Origin of the sequence: Corynebacterium neomassiliense, from assembly GCF_900626215.1 — a bacterium.
In the GTDB taxonomy this organism is placed as follows: domain Bacteria; phylum Actinomycetota; class Actinomycetes; order Mycobacteriales; family Mycobacteriaceae; genus Corynebacterium; species Corynebacterium neomassiliense.
The window spans coordinates 56738-77611 of sequence record NZ_LR131106.1 but is presented as its reverse complement, the minus strand read 5'-3'; the positions used below and the strand labels follow the sequence as shown (position 1 = coordinate 77611).

Below are 20874 nucleotides of genomic sequence, written 5' to 3'. Positions count from 1 at the left end.
GACGGCGCACTGACCCGGATCCGGGTCAGTCGTCCTCGCCGGGTTCCCCGCCACCGGAGACGACCCCCGTACCGGTGGCGGCCGCGATCTCGTCGATCCTGCGGTTGGTGCGGCGCAGACGCACCGCCATGGCTCCGGCGACAGCCGCAGCGATCACGGCGATGACACTGGGCACCATGGAACGCGGATCCTTGAGGAACGCCACCAGACCGGTGTCGCTGTTCTCCCCGTCGGTCGCTTCAGCGCCGTTGACGGTGACCTTCCCCTGCTTCCGCTCCTTCGCCGCCTTGTCGTCCTTGTCGGCGTCTCCGTCGGATTCATCGGCGGGCTTGTCACCCAGCGATGCGGCGGAGGTCGTGTCGCAGCTGTCGGAGACAGCCGCCCGGAAGCTCACCGGATCCAGGGCCTCGCCCGCCGAGTAGTAGCCGGCAAGTGCGGTGGATCCGTCAGCGCTGAGGGACGCCGAGGCACTGCCGTCGAGTATCCCGCCCTCCAGGCTGACCCCGGAGAGGGACAGGTCGGCGAGGGAGATGCGGCCGTAGTCGTGGGGATTTCCGGAAGTGTCGTTGGAGCTGACATTGGCGACCAGGGTCCCTGTGCCACCGTTGAGACGGATCTCCGGGTCGGAGACCACGGTGTGGAGCACCCCCTCGTGACCGGTGAAGGTGACGGAGCCACCGAACTTCAGCGTCCCCGAGGTCACGGAACCAGCGGACACCTTCAGGGTGCCCTCGGACCCGCTGAAGACGAAGTTCCCGTCGCTGTAGACGGCACCGCCGCCGGTGGTCCAGTCACCCTTGGCGATGGAACCCTTGATGTACGACCGGAAGGAATCCTTGATCCCCCAGCCCATCCTGGTCTCCACGACGTTCCTGTCACCGTCAGAGGCCTGGCAGGTGGTGTCGGACGTTCCGGCGGAGCCCGTCGAACCTGCGGAGGTGATACCGGAGACTCTCGGGGTGACGCTGAGGTCCGGGGTGCCGGCGGCGGCCACACCGGCCGAAGCCGCAGACCCTCCGGAGGACGCCGCCCCCGCAGAGGTGATGCCGCCGAGCCACTGGGATCCGGCCCCCGTGGCGCAGCCCGCTCCGGAGGTGTCGAGGGTGATGTCGATGGGGTCGGCCTGGTTGTTCCCTTCCCCGTAGTTGCCGCCCAGGGACTGGTTACCGTCCTCGGTGATGTAACCGGGACCGGAGACCTTCACCGAGCCACCTGCCGCAGAGATCGGCGAGGTCAGCTCGAACTGGGCGATCGGGACCTGGGTCCCGGTCTTTGCGCCGGTGACCTGGGCACCGGCGGTGTAGCTGGAGACCGTGTTCGACCGGTAGTCGGCGATGAACTGGGCGGTGGTGCCGCGGACCTTCACGACCATGTTGCTGTAGGTGATGTCCAGGGCGCCGAAGTGACCGGTCAGGTGGACGGACCCCTTCAGCGGGATGTCGGCGTCCCCGCCGGAAAGCTTCACCGCCGACGGGTCCGCGGTGAACCGGAACTGTCCGTCGTCTCCGCCTTCGGAACCGCTGAAACCGACCTGGTCGAGGTCCCAGCGTCCCATCGCGATGGGCCCGGTGAGGTAGCTGCGGAAGGACTTCTTCAGCCCCCAACCCACCGACGCGTCAGCGACGGTGCAGGATCCGGTGCCCGTGGGCGTACCTCCCGCTGCCGCCCCGGTCACCGGCGAAAGCGCCTGGGCAGCCGGTGTGCCCGCCTGGGCAGCGGCGGCTGTGCCCGAGGCAGACGCGGCCGGGCTCTCCACGGTGTCGGTCTGACCTGCGGAGGAGGCCATCACCGCATTCCTGTCCACACCGCAGTCCCCCGGGCCCGAGGTCTTCACGGTGACGACGACCGGGTCGCCCTCGTTCTTGCCCTCGCCGTACGAGCCCAGCAGACCCTTGTTGAGGTTCTCGTGGATCCAGCTGGCTCCGGTGAGGACGGCACTTCCGGACGCTGACCCGGCCTGGGTGAGAGTCCTGTCGAAGGTGAATGTCGCGACCGGCTGCTGCGTGAACGCAGGAGGCCCGCCGACGAGGCTCGCCACCGCCGCCGGATCTGCGGCCAGGTACCGTCCGTCGGCGAGGAGCTGACCCCGGTTGCCCCGGATCTGCAGCTCGAAGTTCGACAGCGTGACGTTGATGATTCCCCCGTGTCCGGTCAGGTGCATCGTCCCGCCCATCGGAAGGTCGGCGGCGTCGCCCTCGACACGGGACCCGCGGGGATCGGCGGTGAAGTGGAACGCCCCGTCCTCGGCGTTCTCGGTGGCACCGGTGTAGGTGATGCCGTCCAGATCCCAGCCTCCTGCGGCGATCGGACCGGTGAGGTAGTTCCGGAGCGACTGCCTGATACCCCAGGCCATGTCCGCGGCGGACACTGCACGACACTGCGAGGTGTCGTCCGCGACAGCGGCAGGTAGGACAGAGGCGGGGACGACAGCAACTCCGACCAGGGGCATCGCGGCAGCGAGTGCTGCCGCCGAAGCGAGACGGAGCGAGCGGGGGGACGACATAGGTGGGATTCTCCTGGTCACGGCGGACACTTCTGAAAGCACAGCCTTCTTCAGTTAGGTAAGGCTAGTCGCGCCCGGAGGATTACCCAACCCGGAAACGGCACCTGTCGCAGTACGACAGACATTCCACCGTTTGTCTACCCCCGAAAGTGTGTACCCCTGTGCGCACTGACGGGTTCGAACCGCCGACCTGCTGGGTGTAAACCAGCTGCTCTTCCAACTGAGCTAAGTGCGCCAGACAGCAGCATCGCCTACTGCCGACCGGAAAGACTCTAGCGCTTCACTCCACGCGCCACCAGACAGGCCCCCTGCCAGGACCCCAGTCGGGTGGAGGTCGTCTGGACCAGGCCGGCGATCTGCGCAGATTCCGCGATCTCTCCGGGATCCACGGTACCCGCGGTACCCGCGGCGGGAGTCAGAAGCCAGATACGGCCCGCTTCGCCGAGGTTCCTCGTGGCGTCCACCAGACCGTCCACCAGGTCGCCGTCGTCGGCGCGCCACCACAGGAGGACCACGTCGACCATCTCGTCGGTCTCTTCGTCGAGTAGCTGACTGCCGATGACGTCTTCGAGGGATTCGCTGATCCCGTTGTCGGCATCCTCGTCCCAGCCGAGCTCCTGGACGATCTGGCCGCCCGTCACATCCATGAGCTCCGCCCAGCCGTTCTCACTGCCCACCGTCGCCCCTGCGGCGTCTCCCACTGGCTTGTCCCTGACCTTTCGTAAGTTTTCGAGCATTATGGGTCTGAATAGTAGGTGATCGAGCGTGACCGCACCAGACCTGGGCGTTTCTTTCCCCTGCCACCCCCGTGATTTCTCCCCCGAACCGAGTACCGCGGACGGGGCTAGGATCGGGGGGACCGCGTTCCTTCGGCCGCCACCGCTGTGCCTCAGGAACGACACTGATTCCGCAGACCAGGAGGAACGTCATGAGCCCTGCCCACGACAGCAACTTCAGTAATATCCGCGACGGCGTCGCGTCCTACCTCAAGGACTCCGACCCGGATGAGACCCAGGAGTGGATGGACTCCCTCGACGGACTCCTGTCAGAGGCGGGCCCCGACAGGGCCCGCTACCTGATGCTCCGGATGCTCGAGCGGGCGGACGCCCGCCGGGTCTCCCTTCCTCCGCTGCTGTCCACCGACTACGTCAACACCATCCCGACCACGATGGAACCCGAGTTCCCCGGTGACGAAGCCATGGAGAAGCGGTACCGTCGCTGGATCCGTTGGAATGCCGCCATCATGGTTCACCGCGCCCAGCGCCCCGGAATCGGTGTCGGCGGACACATCTCCACCTACGCGTCCGCGGCAGCTCTCTACGAGGTCGGCTTCAACCACTTCTTCCGCGGAAAGGACCATCCCGGCGGCGGCGACCAGGTCTTCTTCCAGGGCCATGCCTCGCCCGGCATGTACGCCCGCGCCTTCCTCGAAGGGCGCCTGTCCGAGGAGGACATGGACGGGTTCCGCCAGGAGAAGTCCAGGCCCGGACACGGCATGCCCTCCTACCCTCATCCCCGGGACATGCCGGAGTTCTGGGAGTTCCCCACCGTCTCCATGGGTCTGGGCCCGATGGACGCCATCTACCAGGCACGGTTCAACAAGTACCTCCATGACAGGGGCATCCGGGACACCTCACAGCAGCACGTGTGGGCCTTCCTCGGTGACGGTGAGATGGATGAGCCGGAGGCCCGCGGCCTCATCCAGCAGGCATCCCTGAACAACCTGGACAACCTCACCTTCGTCGTGAACTGCAACCTGCAGCGGCTCGACGGTCCGGTCCGCGGCAACACCAAGATCATCCAGGAACTCGAGAGTTTCTTCCGGGGGGCCGGCTGGAACGTCATCAAGGTCATCTGGGCACGCGAGTGGGACCGTCTGCTGGACAAGGACCAGGACGGTCGCCTGGTCCACATCATGAACACCACCACTGACGGTGACTACCAGACGTTCAAGGGTAAGGACGGGGCCTACGTCCGCAAGAACTTCTTCGAGAGGGACCCCGAGACAGCGAAGCTCGTCGAGGACATGACGGATGAGGAGATCTTCGCCCTGCGCCGCGGCGGTCACGACTACCGCAAGATCTACGCCGCGTACAAGAGGGCCCTGGAGACGAAGGACCAGCCGACCGTCATCCTCGCGCACACGATCAAGGGGTACGGACTCGGGCACAACTTCGAGGGGCGCAACGCGACCCACCAGATGAAGAAGCTCACCCTCGACGATCTCAAGCGTTTCCGCGACAAGCAGGAGATCCCCGTCACAGACGAGGAGCTCGAGGCGAACCCGAAGCTGCCGCCCTACTACAATCCCGGACCGGACTCCCCCGAGATCCGCTACATGCTGGAGCGGCGCAGGGAGCTCGGCGGTCCCGTCCCGGAGCGCAGGGTCGATTACACCCCGCTGAAGATCCCGGACGCCGAACTGATGCGCGCGGTCCTCAAGGGGTCGGGCAAGCAGAAGGTAGCCACCACCATGGCCCTGGTACGCACACTCAAGGAGCTCATGGCGGACCCGGAGATCGAGAAGCGCCTTGTCCCGATCATCCCCGACGAGGCCCGCACCTTCGGTATGGACTCCTGGTTCCCCACCTTGAAGATCTACAACCCCCACGGCCAGAACTACACGCCGGTGGACGCTGACCTCATGCTCTCCTACAAGGAGGCCAGAGACGGTCACATCATGCACGAGGGCATCAACGAGGCAGGTTCTGTCGCAGAGTTCATTGCGGCGGGTACCTCGTACGCCACCCACGGCGAGCCGATGATCCCGCTGTACATCTTCTACGCGATGTTCGGTTTCCAGCGCACGGGTGACTCGATCTGGGCGGCGGCGGACCAGATGACCCGTGGTTTCCTCATCGGGGCGACCGCAGGCGCGACCACTCTCACCGGTGAAGGTCTCCAGCACATGGACGGCCATTCCCCCGTGCTGGCGTCGACGAACCCGGCCGTCGTGTCCTGGGATCCGGCGTTCGGCTACGAGATCGCGTACATCGTCCGTGACGGGATCCGCCGCATGTACGGCGAGGGTTCGGGTCCTGACGGCAAGGGCGAGAACGTCATCTACTACCTCACCGTGTACAACGAGCCGGTGGAGCAGCCGGCCGCACCGGAGGATCTGGATGTCAACGGCCTGCTCCGGGGCATCTACCTCTATTCGCCTGCCGACCGTCTGGTCGGTACGGGGGCCGGAGCGACCGGGGACGCCGGGGAAGCTCCCGCCACCGATCTGGTGGCGACGGTCCTCGCCTCGGGCGTGGGTATGACAGAGGCGATCCGTGCGAAGGTCCTGCTGCGCGAGAAATTCAACGTCAACGTGGCCCTCTACTCTGTTCCTGCATGGGCCGAGCTGGCCCGTGAAGCACGTGAGCTGGACCTCGACGAGCTGAGGCACCCCGACGGCGTCATTCCCAGGCCCTATGTGACCGAGGTTCTCGAGGACGCCCCGGGCCCGTTCATCGCTGTGACCGATTTCACACGCTCACTTCCCGAGATGATCCGGCCCTACGTCCCCGGTGACTACACCACCCTCGGCTGCGACGGTTTCGGATTCTCCGACACCCGGGAAGCTGCCCGGCGGTTCTTCAACTCTGACGCCGAGTCGATCACCGTCGCGGTGCTTTCCGCCCTGGCCCGTGAACACAAGGTCTCCTGGGACGTCGTGAAGGACGCCGCAGCGTCCCTCGAACTCAACGATCCGACCAAGGCCTGATCCCGGGAGCCGGGTCACGATCTCAGAATGTGGTTACCTGCCCACCGTTGCTAGTATCGGCGACAGACATCGCCGACTGCTGTCGGCGGGTTCTTCACCTGCAGCTCACCGCCGGTACGGCAGAAAGGTCCGTGGTCCCTTGGAGATCTCACGTGAGGCACAGGAGAGGCTCATCGCAGCCCTCGGCGGGGCAACCGAGGTCAGGGAGGACGCTGCCACATCCTCACCGGCAGAGGCCACTCCCCTGTCCCGGATAGTGAAGATCATCGAGGATGTCTCCGGTGTGGAGGCCGGTGACATCACCGCCGGATCTGTGCTGACTGATGATCTCCACCTGACCTCTCTCGCACTCATCGAGATATCCGTGAAGATCGAGGACGACTTCCGGGTGGAACTGACCGAGGACGAGATCTGGTCGGCCCGCACTGTCGGTGATCTGGCGGACGCTGCGGTCACCGAGTCGACGGCTGCGTAGCACCGGACCCGTAGGGGAGATCACGCAGTGACGACCGCACAGAAGGTTCTCGCAGAGGTCCGTGACTGGCCGGTCGACCATGTCAGTGCCGCTGTACTGTTGCCGGGTCCGGAGTCCCCGGTGACGGTCGGTGACGGTCACCGGCTTTTTCCGCTCGCCAGCGTGAGCAAGCTCGTGACCGCCTACACCGTGCTCGTGGCGGTGTCGGAGGGGTGTTTCTCCCTCGATGACACGGTCGACGGCATTTCGTCTTCCACCGGCGTGGTGGTGGCCGGCCCCGCGGACGCCACGGTCCAGGAGTTGCTGTCCCATGCTTCGGGTACCGGGTTCTCCGACCGTGTCCGCGAGAAGGCTCCGCGGGCGAGACGTATCTATTCTTCGGCCGGGTTCGAGATTCTCGCGGACCTGGTCACTGCCGCCGTCTCGGAGGTCGGTCTCGACTTCCCCACCTATGTGAGGGCGGCGGTGGCCGAGCCTCTGGGGATTGCTCCTGCGGAGCTGGTTGTCGCCGGATCAGCCGGGCACGGGTTCAGCGCGTCACTGGACGCTCTGATTCGCCTGGCCGGCGAGTTCCTGTCGCCGGTGCTGCTTCCGGTCTCCCTGTGGGATGAGGCACTGACGCCCCAGTTCCCGGATCTCGACGGTGTGGTTCCCGGCTACGGGCGGCAGCGTCCCTGTCCGTGGGGCCTGGGGTTCGAGTTGCACGGCCACAAGTTCCCCCACTGGCTAGCGTCCTCCATGCCGGAGGACGTTGCCGGTCATTTCGGCCAGTCCGGTACTTTCCTGTGGTTTCACCGGGCGACGGGCACGTCAGGAATCGTGCTCACCGACCGTGCGTTCGGCGACTGGGCCAGGCGACGCTGGGCTGATTTCAATGCCGGGGTCTGGGGCGCCGTGGGGACTGACGGCTTTCCGGGCGCGTGACCGTGACGGTGGTCAGATCCAGTAGCCGGAGGCGGCTTCCGAGGTTTTGAGGGTCACGTGGTCGGGGGTGAGTTCACTGACCTTCGTGACGCCGCAGAGGCGCATGGTCCTGCGCATCTGGTCCTCCATGATGTCCAGCATCCTGGCGACCCCGCGCTGCCCTCCGGCCATGAGGCCGTACACGTAGGCACGTCCGACGAGGGTGTAGTCAGCGCCGAGTGCGACGGCAGCCGCAATGTCGGCACCGTCCATGATTCCGGTGTCGAGTCCGATGGTGACCTCTTCTCCGACAGCCTGACGCACCTTGGGCAGCAGGTGCAGCGGGACGGGGGCGCGGTCGAGCTGCCTGCCCCCGTGGTTGGAGAGGATGATTCCGTCCGCACCGTGGTCGAGCACCCGCTGTGAGTCTTCGACTGTCTGCAGTCCCTTGCAGATCAGGGTGCCGGGCCAGAGTTCCCGGATCCAGTCGATGTCGTCGAAGGTGAGGGCGGGGTCGAACATACGGTCCACGAGTTCCGCCACTGTCCCGGAGCTGCGGGACAGGGAGGCGAAGGAGAGCTGTTCTGTGGTCAGGAAGTTGAACCACCATGCGGGCCGGTAGGACGCGTCGAGCACTGTCTTCCAGGTCAGCTGGGGCGGGATGGAGAACCCGTTACGGATGTCCCTGAGGCGCGCTCCCGCGATGGCGGTGTCCACGGTGACAATGAGCTTGCGGTAGCCGGCGTCCCACGCCCTCTGCACCAGCTCCTTGGAGGCTTCCCGGTCCTTCCAGAGGTAGAGCTGGAACCAGTTGTTGCCGTCCGGTGTGTGGGCTGCGACATCTTCCAGGGAGGCTGTTCCCATGGTGGAGAGGCAGAAGGGGATTCCCTTGTCTGCTGCTGCGGCGGACCCGGCGTACTCCCCTTCGGTCTGCATCATCCGGGTGAAACCGGTGGGGGCGATCGCCAGCGGCATGCTCACGCGGTCACCGAAGATCTCCGTCGACAGATCGGCGTCACTGACGTCCCTCAGCACCCCGGGGTTGAACTCGAGGTCACGGTAGGCCATCCGTGCCCGGTTGAGGGAGATCTCGTTCTCCGCCGCGCCGTCGACGTAGTCGAAGGGGGCTGTGGGGGTGCGACGCTTCGCGATCTTGCGGAGCTCCCAGACATTGGTCGCCTTCGCCAGTCTGCGACCGGTGATGTCGATGGTGGGCTTCTCGAACTTCATGAGCTCTCTGAGGTCCTTGACCGGAGGGAATCTCCGCCGGAGAGCGGACGGTGTGGGTCGCTGTGACGCCATGTTTCTGTACTCCTGCTGAAACGATACTTCTGACCTGCTCAACGCTACCCTTGAACAGGTGATGCAGGGCAGAGGAGGGCGGGTGACACCTGTCACCCGCCCTCCTGCCGGACACCTGGGACGTGCCCGCTGTTCCCGGGCGGCCCCGGGTTCGGGTTCCGCCGCCTGAGTCACTTTCTGCCGCGGCGCCTGCCCCTGGTACCCCTGCGGTCAAGGACCCGGTCGACGACCCGGGTCACGGCCCAGCTGCCGACGGTCACGAGCGCGTAACGGATGATTCTCTGCATGGTCACTCCCTGATCGAGGTCTGCGGTTCCGCCCCAGGATACGTGGAACGGTCACTACAGGTGTTCGATGTGAGCAACAGAGCGCGCCTGTACGCCGACGGTGAACACCCGGACACAGCTGAACCTCCGACCGTTCTCGCTGGTCGGGGGCCTTTCTGCTCCCCCTACTGGATTCGAACCAGTAACCCTTCGATTAACAGTCGAATGCTCTGCCGTTGAGCTAAGGGGGAATACTTCGCAGGAGGTCGGTGCCGGCCCCTGCAACGAGACAGAACTATACCCAGAACCGGTGCGGGCCCACAAATCAGGGAATCTACCTGCGGATATTCCGTCCTCCGGGGTGCGTGCACGGCATGTGGAGGGCCACCCGCTACACTGTTCCGCGGGGCTATAGCTCAGTCGGTTAGAGCCGCGGACTCATAATCCGTTGGTCGCGGGTTCGAGCCCCGCTGGCCCCACAGCAAGCGCGTCGCACTCTGCGACGCGCTTCCGTCGTTACGGGACATCCCGGTCCGGACGGGTCCACTGTGGGCAAGCCACCAATTGCGGGCAAGCCTCCTGTCGGCGAGCCTGCCGCGGGCGAGGCATGGGCCGATGTCCCGGCGTCTCCTTCCGTGGTGTGCCCGGCCGTTCCCCGCTAATATTGTTGACATGTCAACTGTCATCGTGCGCTCGGCGGAGCGGTCCATCTGGCCCGGTAATGACATCAGGTCACGGCAGTCCTTCGCGTTCACCGGCGGTTCCACACCACGCCTGATGGCCGAGGCGGGATTCGGGGCCCTCCTCGTGCACAACGACGATCTCGTGGAACCCGGGGAAGGGTTCGACATGCACCGGCACAGGGACTCCGAAATTGTCACCTGGGTGCTCGAAGGACGCCTCCGGCACCGCGATTCCCGCGGCACTGTCACCGAACTCGGCCCCGGCGAAGCTGAGGCCATCTCCGCAGGACGTGGGATCGCGCATGCGGAGACGAATGCCGCCGGCTTCACTTCACGTCAGGTACTGCGGGTGGTCCAGATGTGGCTGCCCACGGACCGCCCGGACCATTCGCCGACGTACCGCACCGCCGACTTTTCCGCGGCACTCACCGCCGCCCGGGACGCCCCGGACACGGCGGAGGACGCACATCGCCCGGTCAGCAGGGTCAGCCCGGTCAGCAGGGTCAGCCTGGTCACGGTCGCCAGCGGACCGGCCGTCGCAGACCTTCAGGATTCTCCGCCCTCCACAGTTCCCGCAGAGACGGACTCCCCGACTGTCACCCCGCTGCACATCAACACCCCCGGTGCAGTGTTCCGCGTCGGCCGTCTCGCCGCCGGACAGTCGGCGGTTCTCCCGGCGTCCCGGTTCACCCATGTCTTGACAGCCACAGGCGTGGTCGCCCTGCCTGACCTCTCCGCCACATTGACCGAAGGGGATGCCGCCCGGCTGACGGACACGGACCGCGTGACCGTCACCGCGGTGGAGGATGCCGAGATCCTGGTCTGGTCGATGGAGATATCAGCTCTCGAGAGTCCTTTCACTCCCGGGTGACCTCATTTCAACAGACGGGACACGGCGGCGGAGACCTCGTCGAGCTTCTCGACAGCTTCGTCGCCTCCCCGCTGTGCGGCGTGTAGGACGCAGTGCTGCATATGGTCGTCGAGCAGAGCCAGTGCCACCCCTTTGAGCGCGGACTGTACCGCCGAAATCTGGGTGAGGACGTCGATGCAGTACTCATCCTCATCGACCATGCGGTGAAGACCCCGCACCTGCCCTTCGATCCGCTTGAGGCGGGTGAGGTAGCGCTTCTTCTCCGGGGTGTACCCGTTGTCGGCGGGCTCGCTGGAGCAGTCGCATCCGCACCCGTCGTCCGTCTGCGCCGCAATATGGAGATTCATGTCACCGGTACCCATACCCGGATTCTATACCCCACCGGGGTATACCGGACAAGCGGTGACCTGCTCAGTGCCCCCGCGCGATCCACTCGTCGAGGTGGGGTGCCTCAGAACCGATGGAGGTGGCGTCACCGTGTCCCGTGTACACCTCAGTGTCATCGGGCAGGGTCAGAAGTGAACCACGGATCGAATCGATGATCGTCCCGAAGTCACTGTAGGAACGCCCTGTCGCACCCGGCCCTCCCGCGAAGAGAGTGTCTCCACTGAAGAGCACCTTCGCCTCCGGCAGATAGAGACAGCACGACCCTGGCGAATGCCCGGGCGTGTTGACGACCCGCAGCGATGTCCCGGCGATGTCGAAGGTCTGCCCGTCACCGAGGTCGGCATGGGTGACACCCGGGTGGGTCTGGTCCCACAGCATCTGGTCACCGGGGTGCACGAAAACTCTGGTGTCGAAACGTTCGGCCAGTTCAGGGGCCACCGTGATGTGGTCGTTGTGGGCGTGGGTGCAGATCACCGCGCGGACGTTCCTGTCACCCACGGCATCAGCGATCGCGTCGGCGTCGTGGGCGGCGTCCACGATGATCACGTCGTCACCGTCACCGATGAGCCAGATGTTGTTGTCGACCTCCCACTGACCGCCGTCGAGCTCGAACACCCCGTGGGTGACCACCCGGTCGATCCGCAGCCCGGTGTCCGAGGATCCCGAGGAGCGGGTTGATTCTCCGGTGCCGCTCACAGTTCCACCACCGACCTGAGGACCTTGCCCGACTTCATCGTAGCGAACGCCTCCTCCACGGCGTCGATGCTGATGCGCTCGTCGATGAAGTCCGCCAGAGGGAACCGACCCTGCAGGTACAGGTCCGTGTAGAGCGGGAAGTCCCGCTCCGGCAGACAGTCGCCGTACCAGGCGGACTTCAGCGACCCTCCCCGCCCGAACACGTCGGGCAACGGAAGGTTGAGCTCCATCCCCGGCGTGGGGACACCGACGAGAACAACCCGTCCCGCGAGGTCCCGGATGTAGAAGGCCTGGCGGTAGGTCGCCGGCACGCCCACGGCGTCGACGACGACGTCGGTGCCGATGCCTCCGAGTATCTCGTGGACCGCCTTGACGACCGGCTGGTCCTCACCCGTGGCGTCCGGGGCCGGGGGCAGGGACGCCGAATTGATGACATGTGTGGCACCGAATTCCCGCGCCCGGGCGAGCTTCTCGTCGGAGACGTCGATGGCGATGATCGTGGTGGCCCCGGCCAGCTTCGCTCCCGCGACGGCGGCCATGCCCACGCCACCGCACCCGATGACCGCGACACTCTCGCCCCGCCTGATCTCACCGGTGTTGACGGCCGCACCGAGGCCGGCCATGATGCCGCACCCCAGCAGGCCCGCGGCGGCAGGGTCCGCCTCCGGGTTGACCTTGGTGCACTGACCCTCGTGTACCACGGTCTTCTCGATGAATGCGCCGATGCCCAGTGCCGCCTCCAGCTCTGTACCGTCGGCGAGCGTCATCGGCTCGCTCGCGTTGAATGTGGCGAAGCAGTACTGCGGCTGACCCTTCCGGCAGGCGCGGCATTCACCGCACACCGCCCGCCAGTTGAGGACGACGAAATCCCCCACCGCCACATGCGAGACCTCGGCCCCCACGGTCTCGACGATCCCCGAGGCCTCATGTCCCAGAAGGTAGGGGAAATTGTCTCCGATGCCGCCGTCACGGTAGGCGAGGTCGGTGTGGCAGACCCCGCAGGCCTGGATCCTGACGATGACGTCATGGGGCCCGGGGTCCGGAACCACGACATCGACCAGTTCGACGGGGGCGTTCTTCTCGCGGGCGATGACGCCTTTGACGGTTGTGCTCACGGTGGTCGTTTCCTTTCACAGGGGTGTTCGCTGCTGCGACGGGCTCGAATTCACTGACAGTAAACCGCGGTTCCTGACACTCCGCCACTCGAAGCGTCCGCCAGTTCCCCTCACCACCCTACCGACGTTCCCGCGACCGGCACCCCGACGCTGCGATAGGGTGGACGCCATGATCCAACTCGTCATCGGAGCAGCAGCCGGCTACGTCCTCGGCACCCGGGCAGGACGCCGACGGTTCGAGCAGATCCGCAACGGCTACGAAGCTGTGATCAACTCCCCGGTCACCCGGAAGGCTCTCCACGCCGGACGTAAGGCCCTGGCAGACAGGCTCGACCCGGAACCCCGGATGCGGGAGGTCAGGGACCTCAACGGGCGCACCTCCTCGACACTCGGCAACGGCGAGGTTCTGCTCGAGGACGATCTCACCGTCCACGACGAAGACCGGCCCGTCGGGTCGGGGAGACGGGCCATGACCGACTCCCACGGACGCCCCGTCGCCGACCAGGACGGTCACGGAAACCCCGCCGGCACCAGGTAGTCCCGCCGTAGTCCCGCCGACGGCACTCCTGCCGGGGACGCCGCCACCCGGCCGTCACCGTGGTCCACGAAACGGGCCACGAAACGGCCACGAGCCGTCAGTCAGACAGTTCCCCGTAGCTCTGCGCCTGCTCCTGCAGGGTCCTGCGGTACTTCTCCAGCGCCATCAGGTCGGCGAAGGTGGCGTTGTACTCCTTCTTCTCCGACCCTCCGAGGTCGGGCCGCATGCGCTGCATTCTCGACTTCAGCTCGGCGATCTCGTTGCCGACCCACCGTTCCTCCATCCTCGCGACAACCGCGGGGGCGTAGAACCTGAGCCTGTCCGGGGTGCACCGGGGCTCCTCCACCGCGAGCTCGCTGATCACCGCACGGCACATGGGGTCGCGGGTCGCCGCACTCACGGCGTCCAGCCACCCCGCATCGCCGGCCGTGGCGGACGCCACTCCCCCCGCGTCCCTCACCGCCCGGGCCACCGCCATGTACGTGGGATGCTCGAAACTCTCCACGAGCAGCCCGTCTGCGGCAGGACCCACCAGTCCCGGTTCCTGGAGCATGAGCTTGAGGGTCTCACGCACCGGACGCAGGTAGGCGTCACCGGGGTCCGGCCGCTGCAGCAGTGACACGGGGGCATCCGTGGCCTGTGACTGCGCGGCCGCAGCCCGACGGTTCGCCCTGGCCACCCCCTCCCTGAGTTCCGTTCCGGACACCCCCCTGCCGCCCGCCGTCCTCGCAGCCTCACGCACTTTCGCGACAACCTCCGAGGGATCCGGCCAGGACAGCCAGCCGGACGCCTGACGGGCGTACTCGTCCCGCAGCGCGTCATCCCGGATCCCCGCGAGCAGCGGAACGACCCGCCTCAGGGCGTCCACCCGCCCGTCGACATAGTGGGTGTCGTACCCGCGGATGATGGTGCGGATCACGAACTCGAACATCGGGATGCGGGACGCCACCATCTCGCGCACCGCGGCGTCCCCCCTCTCCATCCTCAGGTCGCAGGGATCCATCCCGTCCGGGGCCACGGCCACGTAACTGCGCCCGGTGAACTTCTGGTCACCGTCGAAGGCACGCATCGCGGCCTTCTGGCCCGCCTCATCCCCGTCGAAGGTGTAGATGATCTCCCCGCGGAAGAACTGGTCGTCGAGCATGAACCGCCGCAGCATCTGCAGGTGTTCCTCACCGAAGGCGGTGCCGCAGGCGGCGACGGCAGTGGTCACCCCGGCGGCGTGGAGGGCCATCACGTCCGTGTACCCCTCCACCACCACGGCCTGGTGGTCGGAGCTGATCGACTTCTTCGCCCGGTCGAGACCGAACAGGACCTTCGACTTCTTGTACAGCAGAGTCTCCGGGGTGTTCATGTACTTGCCGAGCTTGTCGTCCTCGAAGAGCTTGCGGGCCCCGAAACCGATGACATCCCCGGCAGAGTTGCGGATCGGCCACAGCAGACGACGGTGGAAACGGTCGATCGGACCCCTGTTGCCCATTCTGCTCAGTCCGGCGTCCTCCAGTTCCCTGAAACTGAAACCTCGCCGCAGCAGGTACCTGGTCAGCGTGTCCCACCCGTCAGGGGCGTAACCGCAGCCGAAGTCGGCGACAAGGTCGTCACTGAAACCACGGTCACGCAGCAGCGCCCTTGCCTTCTCCGCGCCCGGGTCACGGTTGTCCGTGTCAGTGAACTGTGCACGGTAGAACTCCTGAGCGGCACGGTTGGCCGCGATGAGACGTTGGCGGGTCCCCGGCTCCACACGGTTCACCGGACCCCCGCCCTCGTAGTTGATCTGGTAGCCGATGCGCTCAGCGCACTGTTCCACCGCCTCGGGGAAGGTCACATGCTCCATCTTCATCAGGAAGCTGAAGACGTCACCGCCCTCACCTGTCGCGAAACAGTGGAAGTACCCCTTGTTCGGACGGACATGGAAGGACGGGGTCTTCTCGTCCTTGAACGGGCTCAGGCCTTTCAGCGAATCGACTCCGCCGGGAGTGAGCTGAACATATTCTCCGACGACGTCCTCGATCGGGGTCTGTTCCCTGATCGCGGCGATGTCGGTGTCCGGAATACGTCCTCGTGCCATGGCGACCATGGTATGTCACCCACGCCCGGCGCGAGGCCGGCCCGGCACCGCGGCGGATTCACACCGGTCGCACGGGTGTGGTTCACTTGTCCACCGTGGGAACCGGAATGTCAGGAAACTCCAGGAAAACTCTCGGCACCGTCGCAGGGGTCGTCGTGGCGGCTGCCGCGGTCTTCCTCGGCGTGGACACCGTGGCCGGCGGAGACGGCAGCACCGACACGACCGGTGCAGCCGGAACCGCGTCCACCACCGCACGGGCAGCCGGAGCAGCCCCTGCCACTCCGCAGACGGGATCCGGTGGCGGCAGCTGTCCCGTGGACACCCTCCCGGAGCAGGCCGACGAGGTCATCGACGCGATCCTCGACGGAGGTCCCTTCGAGCACGGGGCCGACGACGGCAAGCACTTCGGAAACTACGAGGGCACACTCCCCCGGGAGGACGGGAGCTTCTACCGCGAGTACACCGTGGACACCCCCGGGGTCGGCCACCGGGGTGCCCGACGGATCGTGGTCGGAGGAGGGACCGGCACCGACCCTGACGTCTGGTACTACACCGGGGACCACTACGGGACATTCTGTGCGATACCCGACGCCGAAGACGACGGTGCCGCCTAACCCCAGGCAGCGCTCTCCGCACTTGCCGCCCGGTCGATCCGCTCCAGCCGCGATTCTGTCAGAGACGCCACCTGGTCGATGATGACCCTCAGTTTTCCCGCCGTCCCCTCCGCCTCGAGCCACCAGTTGCGGAAGAGCAGGTCGAGGGAACCCGGGGCACCTGCTGCCAGATACGAGGTCACCCGGTAGATCCGGTCCCGCTGCCGGTCCTGGTTGGCAAGATGCCGTCTCTCGTCCATCACGTAGAGGACCGCGACCGACTTCAGCAGCGTGACCTCGGCGACCACCTGCGGGGGAAGGACCAGGTCAGCCGAGTACCTGCCCAGCCCCGCCGTACCGGGGTAGGCAGCGCGGGTCGCGGTGACTGCGGCGGTGACGTACCGGCTCACCAGTTCACTTGTCAGTGCCTTGAGAGCCACCAGGTCCGGCAGCCCCCCGTGGAAGTCCGCCGCCCGGGAGACTAGGTCCATTCCCCGTAACCGGTCGGCGGCCTCGAGCAGTTCGGCCGGATCCCCTCCGAACGCTGCGGCCCCCTTGTCCGCGATATTCGCCAGTTCGACAAGGTCCCACAGGACCCCGAGACTGATGCGTCCCGACAGAATCCCGTCCTCGACATCGTGGACGGAGTATGCGACGTCGTCGGCCCAGTCCATCACCTGGGCCTCCATGGAACGGCGTCCTTCCGGGGCACCGTCGCGCACCCAGTCGAAGACGTCGGCGTCCTCGGCATAGCAGGAGTACTTGCGTCTGTGCCTCCCGTCCGCGTCAACCGGACCCCACGGGTACTTCGCCGCCGCGTCCAGGCTCGCCCGGGTCAGGTTGAGCCCCCGGCTCCTCCCTCCGGCGTCGAGGACCTTCGGCTCCAGGCGGACCAGTATCCGCAGGGTCTGGGCGTTGCCCTCGAAGCCCCCGCAGCCGGCCGCGAGAGTGTTCAGCGCGGCCTCCCCGTTGTGTCCGTACGGGGGGTGGCCGATGTCGTGGGTCAGTCCCGCCAGCTCACACAGGTCAGGGTCGAGCCCGAGGGCCGTACCGATTCCCCGGGAGATCTGACCGACCTCCAGGGAGTGGGTCAGTCTGGTACGCGGCGTGTCGCCCTCGCCCGGGCCGACGACCTGTGTCTTGTCGGCGAGGCGGCGCAGTGCCGCGCTGTGCAGTACCCGTGCCCGGTCCCGGTCGAAGTCCTCCCGGCCGTCCGGCAGCGCCCCCGCCACACCGAGGTGCTTCGGCGGGGTCGGCAGGAACCGTTCCAGGTCATGGGCGGTGTAGGCGTAACGCTCCATCGGTGCAGGCCCCGTCTCAGTCGTTCACCGTGTAGTCGCCACCGCTGTTCCTGGTGACCCGGTAGTACAGCAGACCACCTGTCTCGTGGAGGATGCTGTCGAGCTGGGCCTCCCTGCCTGAGACAGCCGGTCCGGTGCGCGTCGGCGAGGCATGGGCAGACACTCCCTGGTCACGGACCATTTCTGTGGCTCTCAGGGAATGCGCCGGGTCGGTGACGACCACGGTACTTCCCCATCCCTGCGATTCGGCGGTGTCAGCGAAGGCGACCGCCGACTCCAGGGTGTCGCTGCCTTCGCCTACCGCGGAGATGTCGGACGCCGGGACGCCCCGGCCTTCCAGATAGGACGCCCCCGCCTGTGCCTCCGTGTACGCGTCACCGGCGAGCTTCCCGCCGACCGTGACGATCCTCGGGGCCACGCCGGAGGCGTAGAGGTCCGCCGCATGGTCCAGGCGGGCAGCGAACCACTTTGACGGGGTGCCGTTGTACTGCGCCGCACCGAGCACGAGAATCGTGTCCGCCCGCCCCTGGTCGTCCTGCCTCGCGTACGCCCACACGTGACCGGCGGTGACCACGGCAATGAGCAGCGCCACCACCACGGTGCCGGTGATCATGTACAGCAGGCCGCGGATGCCGGCCCCCAGCATGCTTCCCAGGGTTCTCAGGACAGTCATGGAGACAACTCTACGCACCGCCTCCCGCGAATCCGGTTATTGTTGTACCTATGCGCGCTGTGAATTCCGCCCCTGTCTCCCCGTCCGGTAACCGACGTTCACGACGCTTCGTGGCGTCCCTCGCGATCGCCGGTCTGACCGGGCTGGGGGCGGCGGGCCTCGGCACTGCCGTGGCCACGCCCGCATTCGCGGAGACCACGGTGCTCGCCCAGACGGCGACTGATACCGAGATCACCCTGAACTCCCAGGTCATCGACGACGCCGGTGTGCTCTCGGACTCGGACAGGTCTGAGATTTCCGACCTGCTCGCCAAGGGTCCGTCCGAAACCGGGGTCAAGGCGTACCTCGTGTACGTGGACAACGCCCCGGAGACCACAGGTCCGCTGGCAGATCAACTCCTGTCCCAGTCGGGCATCGACAACGGCCTTGTCATTGTCATCGACACCGGTGCCGAAAAGTACTCGGTCCGCCCCGGTACCCGGGTACCGAATTCCGTCACCGAAGACGTGAAGAAGGCTGCCGACAAGAACCTCAACTCGGGATTTGCAGAAGGTGGGAAAGCAATAGCCAAGGTCGTCGCCGGGGAAAACAGCGGAGGGTCGGCGACCCCGTGGCTGCTCGGTGGTGTGGGCGTCCTCGCTGTCGGTGGTGGTGGAGCCGTCGTCTGGTCCAAACGCAAGAAGCGCAGGGACGAGGAGGCCCAGATCGAGGCCACCCGTTCCATCACCCCAGGCGAGACGTCAGACCTCGCGCAGCAGCCCACCCATGCACTGCGCACCGTCGCCGCCGAGAAGCTCCAGTCAACCGACGAGTCCATCCGCAAGGGTGCCCAGGAGCTGGAGACCGCCGAATCGGAGTTCGGCTCTGAAAGGACGAGGGAACTGCGTAAGGCACTCGAATCCTCCCAGCGCACCCTGTCCCAGGCCTACAGTGACCACCAGCGCCTGGCCAACGGTCTGGTGCGCGACGAGGCGGAGGAGAGGGACCTCCTCATCAGCATCATCGCCTCCTGCGGCACGGCCGTGGAGAAGCTCAACGCCCAGGCAGACCGCTTCGCCACCCTGCGGGAAAAGCTCATCAACGCCCCGGAGATCGTCGACAAGCTCTTCCAGGAGACCGTCGACCTTCGCACCCGGATCCCCGAAGCCCGGGCCACACTGGAATCGCTGAAGACCCGGGTCGACCCGGCACTCCTCTCCTCGGTCCTCGACAACCCGGACATCGCCGAAGTCGAGATCTCCCACGCCGAGCAGGCCATCAGCCACGCCAGGGAACTGCTGAAGCTCCCGGCAGGCCAGCAGGGCGAGCTGGTGGACGCCGCACGCGCCGCCAGGCTCGCACTGAATCAGGCGTCCAGCCAGCTGGACGGAGTCGCCCACGCGGAGATCCAGCTCCGTGAGGCCCGTGCCAACCTGCAGTCCCTCATCGACGAGGTCGACGGAGAGATCACCGAAGCCACCGACCACGCCGCCAGCAACGCCGACCTCGACCGGACTGCCCTGGCGGCGGCCGTGGAGAAAGCGAGGAACGCACTGGCAGAGGCCCGTGCCAACGGCTCCCGGGACCCGCTGGGCACCTACTCCGCCCTTCTCGAGGCTGACGGGGAACTCGACATCCAGATCGACGAAGCCCGTGGCGCCCGCAACACCTATGAGCGCACCATCGCCATGGTCGACCGGACCATCGCCGACGCCACCGCCAGGCTGCAGAGCGTTGAGGACACCATCCACACCCGGGGTGCGATGGTCGGGGTCACCGCACGCTCCCTGGCACAGTCGGCGGGGCAGGCACTCTCCGATGCCCGTCGCCTGCGGGACACCAGACCGAAAGACGCCTTCGCCGCAGCCCGGCAGGCCAACTCCGTGGCCACCCAGGCCGCCGAGTACGCCCAGAAGGACATCGACGACTACAACCGCCGGCACGACAACTACGGCGGTGGTGGCAACGGAATGGGCAACCTCGTCACCGGCATGGTTCTCGGCTCACTCTTCAGTGGCCACGGCGGGTTCGGCGGCGGCTTCGGAGGAGGCGGTGACTTCGGCGGAGGTGGTGGCGGAGACTTCGGCGGAGGTGGCGGAGACTTCGGATTCTGACGCCCTTCGCACTGCTGGCCGGCACAGGGCGTGTCACGGAGCCGCCCCCTGCCCCCGCGCCACCTCCCGCCACAACTGACAGGGCGCCGGTCAGATGACGTTCAGCAGGTAAAGCAGAATCAGCGGAATCAGGATCACCAGGAAGAGCGTCATCGCCCACGTCGACGAGATCATCCGCGACTCGATCGCATGCCTGGCCACCCAGGAAATGAACACCTGGGCGTCCAGAGGTAGCGACTGTCCGGCCCCCTCGAACTCGACATGCAGTTTCTTCAGTGCACCCGATTCAGCGGAGAACTGACCTACCTTCGGCGCCTTCTGCAGATCGAGTTCCTCCTGACCCGGCCCACCCCTGCCCGAGGCGTCGAGGATGACATACTCCTTGCGGGACTCCCGGTGGATGACCACCTGATGGCGGTCCACCGTGCACAGCACATTCGTCGACCGGCCGAAAGACTCCCCGTCACCGGTGGCCGTGAACACCTGTGACCCGGTGTCCGGCGACGTTGTCGCGCGCATCACCGGCCCCTTGCCCGCCTCCAGCTGCCAGGTGTCACCGGCGAACCGCAGGGTGGCGGTGTCGCGCTCGACAGAGAACTCCCCCACCCTCTCCATGTCCGCGACGGGACCGGCGTAGATGGGGAAGGTGTGCCCGTCCGAAGGCGGGGCCCAGCGGATGTCCGGATTCGGCATGT

16 protein-coding genes, 3 tRNA genes and 1 pseudogene are annotated in these 20874 nt (G+C 66.4%); 8 read left to right on the top strand and 12 right to left on the bottom strand.

Going from position 1 to position 20874, the window contains the following annotated elements:
• Positions 1–25 precede the first annotated feature (25 nt).
• The 3 genes from E0E18_RS00365 to E0E18_RS00355 form a co-directional block, all read right to left on the bottom strand.
• Positions 26–2503 (bottom strand): HtaA domain-containing protein, encoded by a 2478-nt coding sequence (locus E0E18_RS00365; protein WP_130839052.1) that lies wholly within the window; start codon positions 2501–2503, stop codon positions 26–28.
• A 162-nt stretch (positions 2504–2665) separates the two neighbouring features.
• Positions 2666–2738, bottom strand: a tRNA-Val gene (locus E0E18_RS00360).
• 37 nt (positions 2739–2775) lie between these two features.
• Positions 2776–3204, bottom strand: a complete 429-nt coding sequence (locus E0E18_RS00355) for a DUF3052 domain-containing protein (protein WP_110481563.1) — start codon at positions 3202–3204, stop codon at positions 2776–2778.
• A gap of 227 nt (positions 3205–3431) precedes the next feature.
• Here E0E18_RS00355 and aceE point away from each other — a divergent pair, with 227 nt between their 5' ends.
• The 3 genes from aceE to E0E18_RS00340 all read left to right on the top strand — a co-directional run bounded on the left by aceE (position 3432) and on the right by E0E18_RS00340 (position 7614).
• Entirely contained in the window at positions 3432–6215 is a 2784-nt protein-coding gene (gene aceE / locus E0E18_RS00350) for a pyruvate dehydrogenase (acetyl-transferring), homodimeric type (protein ID WP_066589149.1), read from the top strand.
• 139 nt (positions 6216–6354) lie between these two features.
• Entirely contained in the window at positions 6355–6690 is a 336-nt protein-coding gene (locus tag E0E18_RS00345) for an acyl carrier protein (RefSeq protein ID WP_078057447.1), read from the top strand.
• A 27-nt stretch (positions 6691–6717) separates the two neighbouring features.
• Positions 6718–7614, top strand: coding sequence for a serine hydrolase domain-containing protein (locus E0E18_RS00340; protein ID WP_130839051.1), 897 nt, complete (start codon positions 6718–6720; stop codon positions 7612–7614).
• 12 nt (positions 7615–7626) lie between these two features.
• On the opposite strand, the gene E0E18_RS00335 is transcribed toward E0E18_RS00340, so the two are convergent.
• On the bottom strand, positions 7627–8895 hold the full coding sequence (locus E0E18_RS00335) for an alpha-hydroxy acid oxidase (RefSeq protein WP_066589156.1): 1269 nt from the start codon (positions 8893–8895) through the stop codon (positions 7627–7629).
• A gap of 445 nt (positions 8896–9340) precedes the next feature.
• Positions 9341–9412, bottom strand: a tRNA-Asn gene (locus E0E18_RS00330).
• A gap of 154 nt (positions 9413–9566) precedes the next feature.
• Between E0E18_RS00330 and E0E18_RS00325 the strand changes: the two genes are divergently transcribed.
• Together E0E18_RS00325 and E0E18_RS00320 are read left to right on the top strand one after the other, a co-directional pair.
• A tRNA-Ile gene (locus E0E18_RS00325) sits at positions 9567–9640 on the top strand.
• 193 nt (positions 9641–9833) lie between these two features.
• Positions 9834–10715, top strand: a complete 882-nt coding sequence (locus tag E0E18_RS00320) for a pirin family protein (protein WP_066589159.1) — start codon at positions 9834–9836, stop codon at positions 10713–10715.
• Positions 10716–10717: 2 nt separating this feature from the next.
• Here E0E18_RS00320 and E0E18_RS00315 read toward each other — a convergent pair whose 3' ends face one another.
• Genes E0E18_RS00315 through E0E18_RS00305 form a run of 3 tightly spaced genes read right to left on the bottom strand, consistent with a single transcriptional unit; the run spans position 10718 to position 12913 of the window.
• The gene (locus E0E18_RS00315; protein WP_419866032.1) at positions 10718–11077 is read right to left on the bottom strand and encodes a metal-sensitive transcriptional regulator; all 360 of its coding nucleotides are present in this window, start codon (positions 11075–11077) and stop codon (positions 10718–10720) included.
• Positions 11078–11126: 49 nt separating this feature from the next.
• A complete protein-coding gene (locus E0E18_RS00310) occupies positions 11127–11798 on the bottom strand; it encodes an MBL fold metallo-hydrolase (RefSeq protein ID WP_110481567.1) in 672 nt (223 codons plus the stop codon).
• Positions 11795–12913 carry an S-(hydroxymethyl)mycothiol dehydrogenase gene (locus tag E0E18_RS00305; RefSeq protein ID WP_066589166.1) on the bottom strand — a complete coding sequence of 373 codons (1119 nt, stop codon included), beginning with the start codon at positions 12911–12913 and terminating at the stop codon, positions 11795–11797. The genes E0E18_RS00310 and E0E18_RS00305 overlap by 4 nt, the downstream gene beginning before the upstream one ends.
• A gap of 169 nt (positions 12914–13082) precedes the next feature.
• Between E0E18_RS00305 and E0E18_RS14065 the strand changes: the two are divergent.
• A pseudogene (locus E0E18_RS14065) lies at positions 13083–13334 on the top strand (hypothetical protein); the annotation flags it as partial.
• 214 nt (positions 13335–13548) lie between these two features.
• Here E0E18_RS14065 and dnaG read toward each other — a convergent pair.
• Positions 13549–15519 carry a DNA primase gene (gene dnaG, locus E0E18_RS00295; protein ID WP_202616669.1) on the bottom strand — a complete coding sequence of 657 codons (1971 nt, stop codon included), beginning with the start codon at positions 15517–15519 and terminating at the stop codon, positions 13549–13551.
• A gap of 107 nt (positions 15520–15626) precedes the next feature.
• Between dnaG and E0E18_RS00290 the strand changes: the two genes are divergently transcribed.
• A complete protein-coding gene (locus E0E18_RS00290) occupies positions 15627–16133 on the top strand; it encodes a guanyl-specific ribonuclease (RefSeq protein ID WP_130839049.1) in 507 nt (168 codons plus the stop codon).
• Here E0E18_RS00290 and E0E18_RS00285 read toward each other — a convergent pair.
• Entirely contained in the window at positions 16130–17413 is a 1284-nt protein-coding gene (locus tag E0E18_RS00285; RefSeq protein ID WP_130839048.1) for a deoxyguanosinetriphosphate triphosphohydrolase, read from the bottom strand. The genes E0E18_RS00290 and E0E18_RS00285 overlap by 4 nt on opposite strands.
• A gap of 16 nt (positions 17414–17429) precedes the next feature.
• On the bottom strand, positions 17430–18086 hold the full coding sequence (locus E0E18_RS00280; RefSeq protein ID WP_066589178.1) for a YdcF family protein: 657 nt from the start codon (positions 18084–18086) through the stop codon (positions 17430–17432).
• Positions 18087–18136: 50 nt separating this feature from the next.
• On the opposite strand from E0E18_RS00280, the gene E0E18_RS00275 reads away from it, so the two are divergent.
• Entirely contained in the window at positions 18137–20179 is a 2043-nt protein-coding gene (locus E0E18_RS00275; protein ID WP_130839047.1) for a TPM domain-containing protein, read from the top strand.
• Positions 20180–20269: 90 nt separating this feature from the next.
• On the opposite strand, the gene E0E18_RS00270 is transcribed toward E0E18_RS00275, so the two are convergent.
• Entirely contained in the window at positions 20270–20872 is a 603-nt protein-coding gene (locus E0E18_RS00270) for a hypothetical protein (protein WP_066589190.1), read from the bottom strand.
• Between the last annotated feature and the right edge of the window lie 2 nt (positions 20873–20874).

What these genes read in the sequence shown, in the direction of transcription:
- E0E18_RS00320 (WP_066589159.1), top strand. Translation starts at nt 9,834, where the DNA reads ATGTCAACTGTCATCGTGCGCTCGGCGGAGCGGTCCATCTGGCCCGGT.
- E0E18_RS00335 (WP_066589156.1), bottom strand. Translation starts at nt 8,895, where the DNA reads ATGGCGTCACAGCGACCCACACCGTCCGCTCTCCGGCGGAGATTCCCT.
- E0E18_RS00290 (WP_130839049.1), top strand. Translation starts at nt 15,627, where the DNA reads ATGTCAGGAAACTCCAGGAAAACTCTCGGCACCGTCGCAGGGGTCGTC.
- E0E18_RS00315 (WP_419866032.1), bottom strand. Translation starts at nt 11,077, where the DNA reads ATGGGTACCGGTGACATGAATCTCCATATTGCGGCGCAGACGGACGAC.
- E0E18_RS00280 (WP_066589178.1), bottom strand. Translation starts at nt 18,086, where the DNA reads ATGACTGTCCTGAGAACCCTGGGAAGCATGCTGGGGGCCGGCATCCGC.
- E0E18_RS00275 (WP_130839047.1), top strand. Translation starts at nt 18,137, where the DNA reads ATGCGCGCTGTGAATTCCGCCCCTGTCTCCCCGTCCGGTAACCGACGT.
- E0E18_RS00270 (WP_066589190.1), bottom strand. Translation starts at nt 20,872, where the DNA reads ATGCCGAATCCGGACATCCGCTGGGCCCCGCCTTCGGACGGGCACACC.
- E0E18_RS00285 (WP_130839048.1), bottom strand. Translation starts at nt 17,413, where the DNA reads ATGGAGCGTTACGCCTACACCGCCCATGACCTGGAACGGTTCCTGCCG.
- dnaG (WP_202616669.1), bottom strand. Translation starts at nt 15,519, where the DNA reads ATGGCACGAGGACGTATTCCGGACACCGACATCGCCGCGATCAGGGAA.
- aceE (WP_066589149.1), top strand. Translation starts at nt 3,432, where the DNA reads ATGAGCCCTGCCCACGACAGCAACTTCAGTAATATCCGCGACGGCGTC.
- E0E18_RS00365 (WP_130839052.1), bottom strand. Translation starts at nt 2,503, where the DNA reads ATGTCGTCCCCCCGCTCGCTCCGTCTCGCTTCGGCGGCAGCACTCGCT.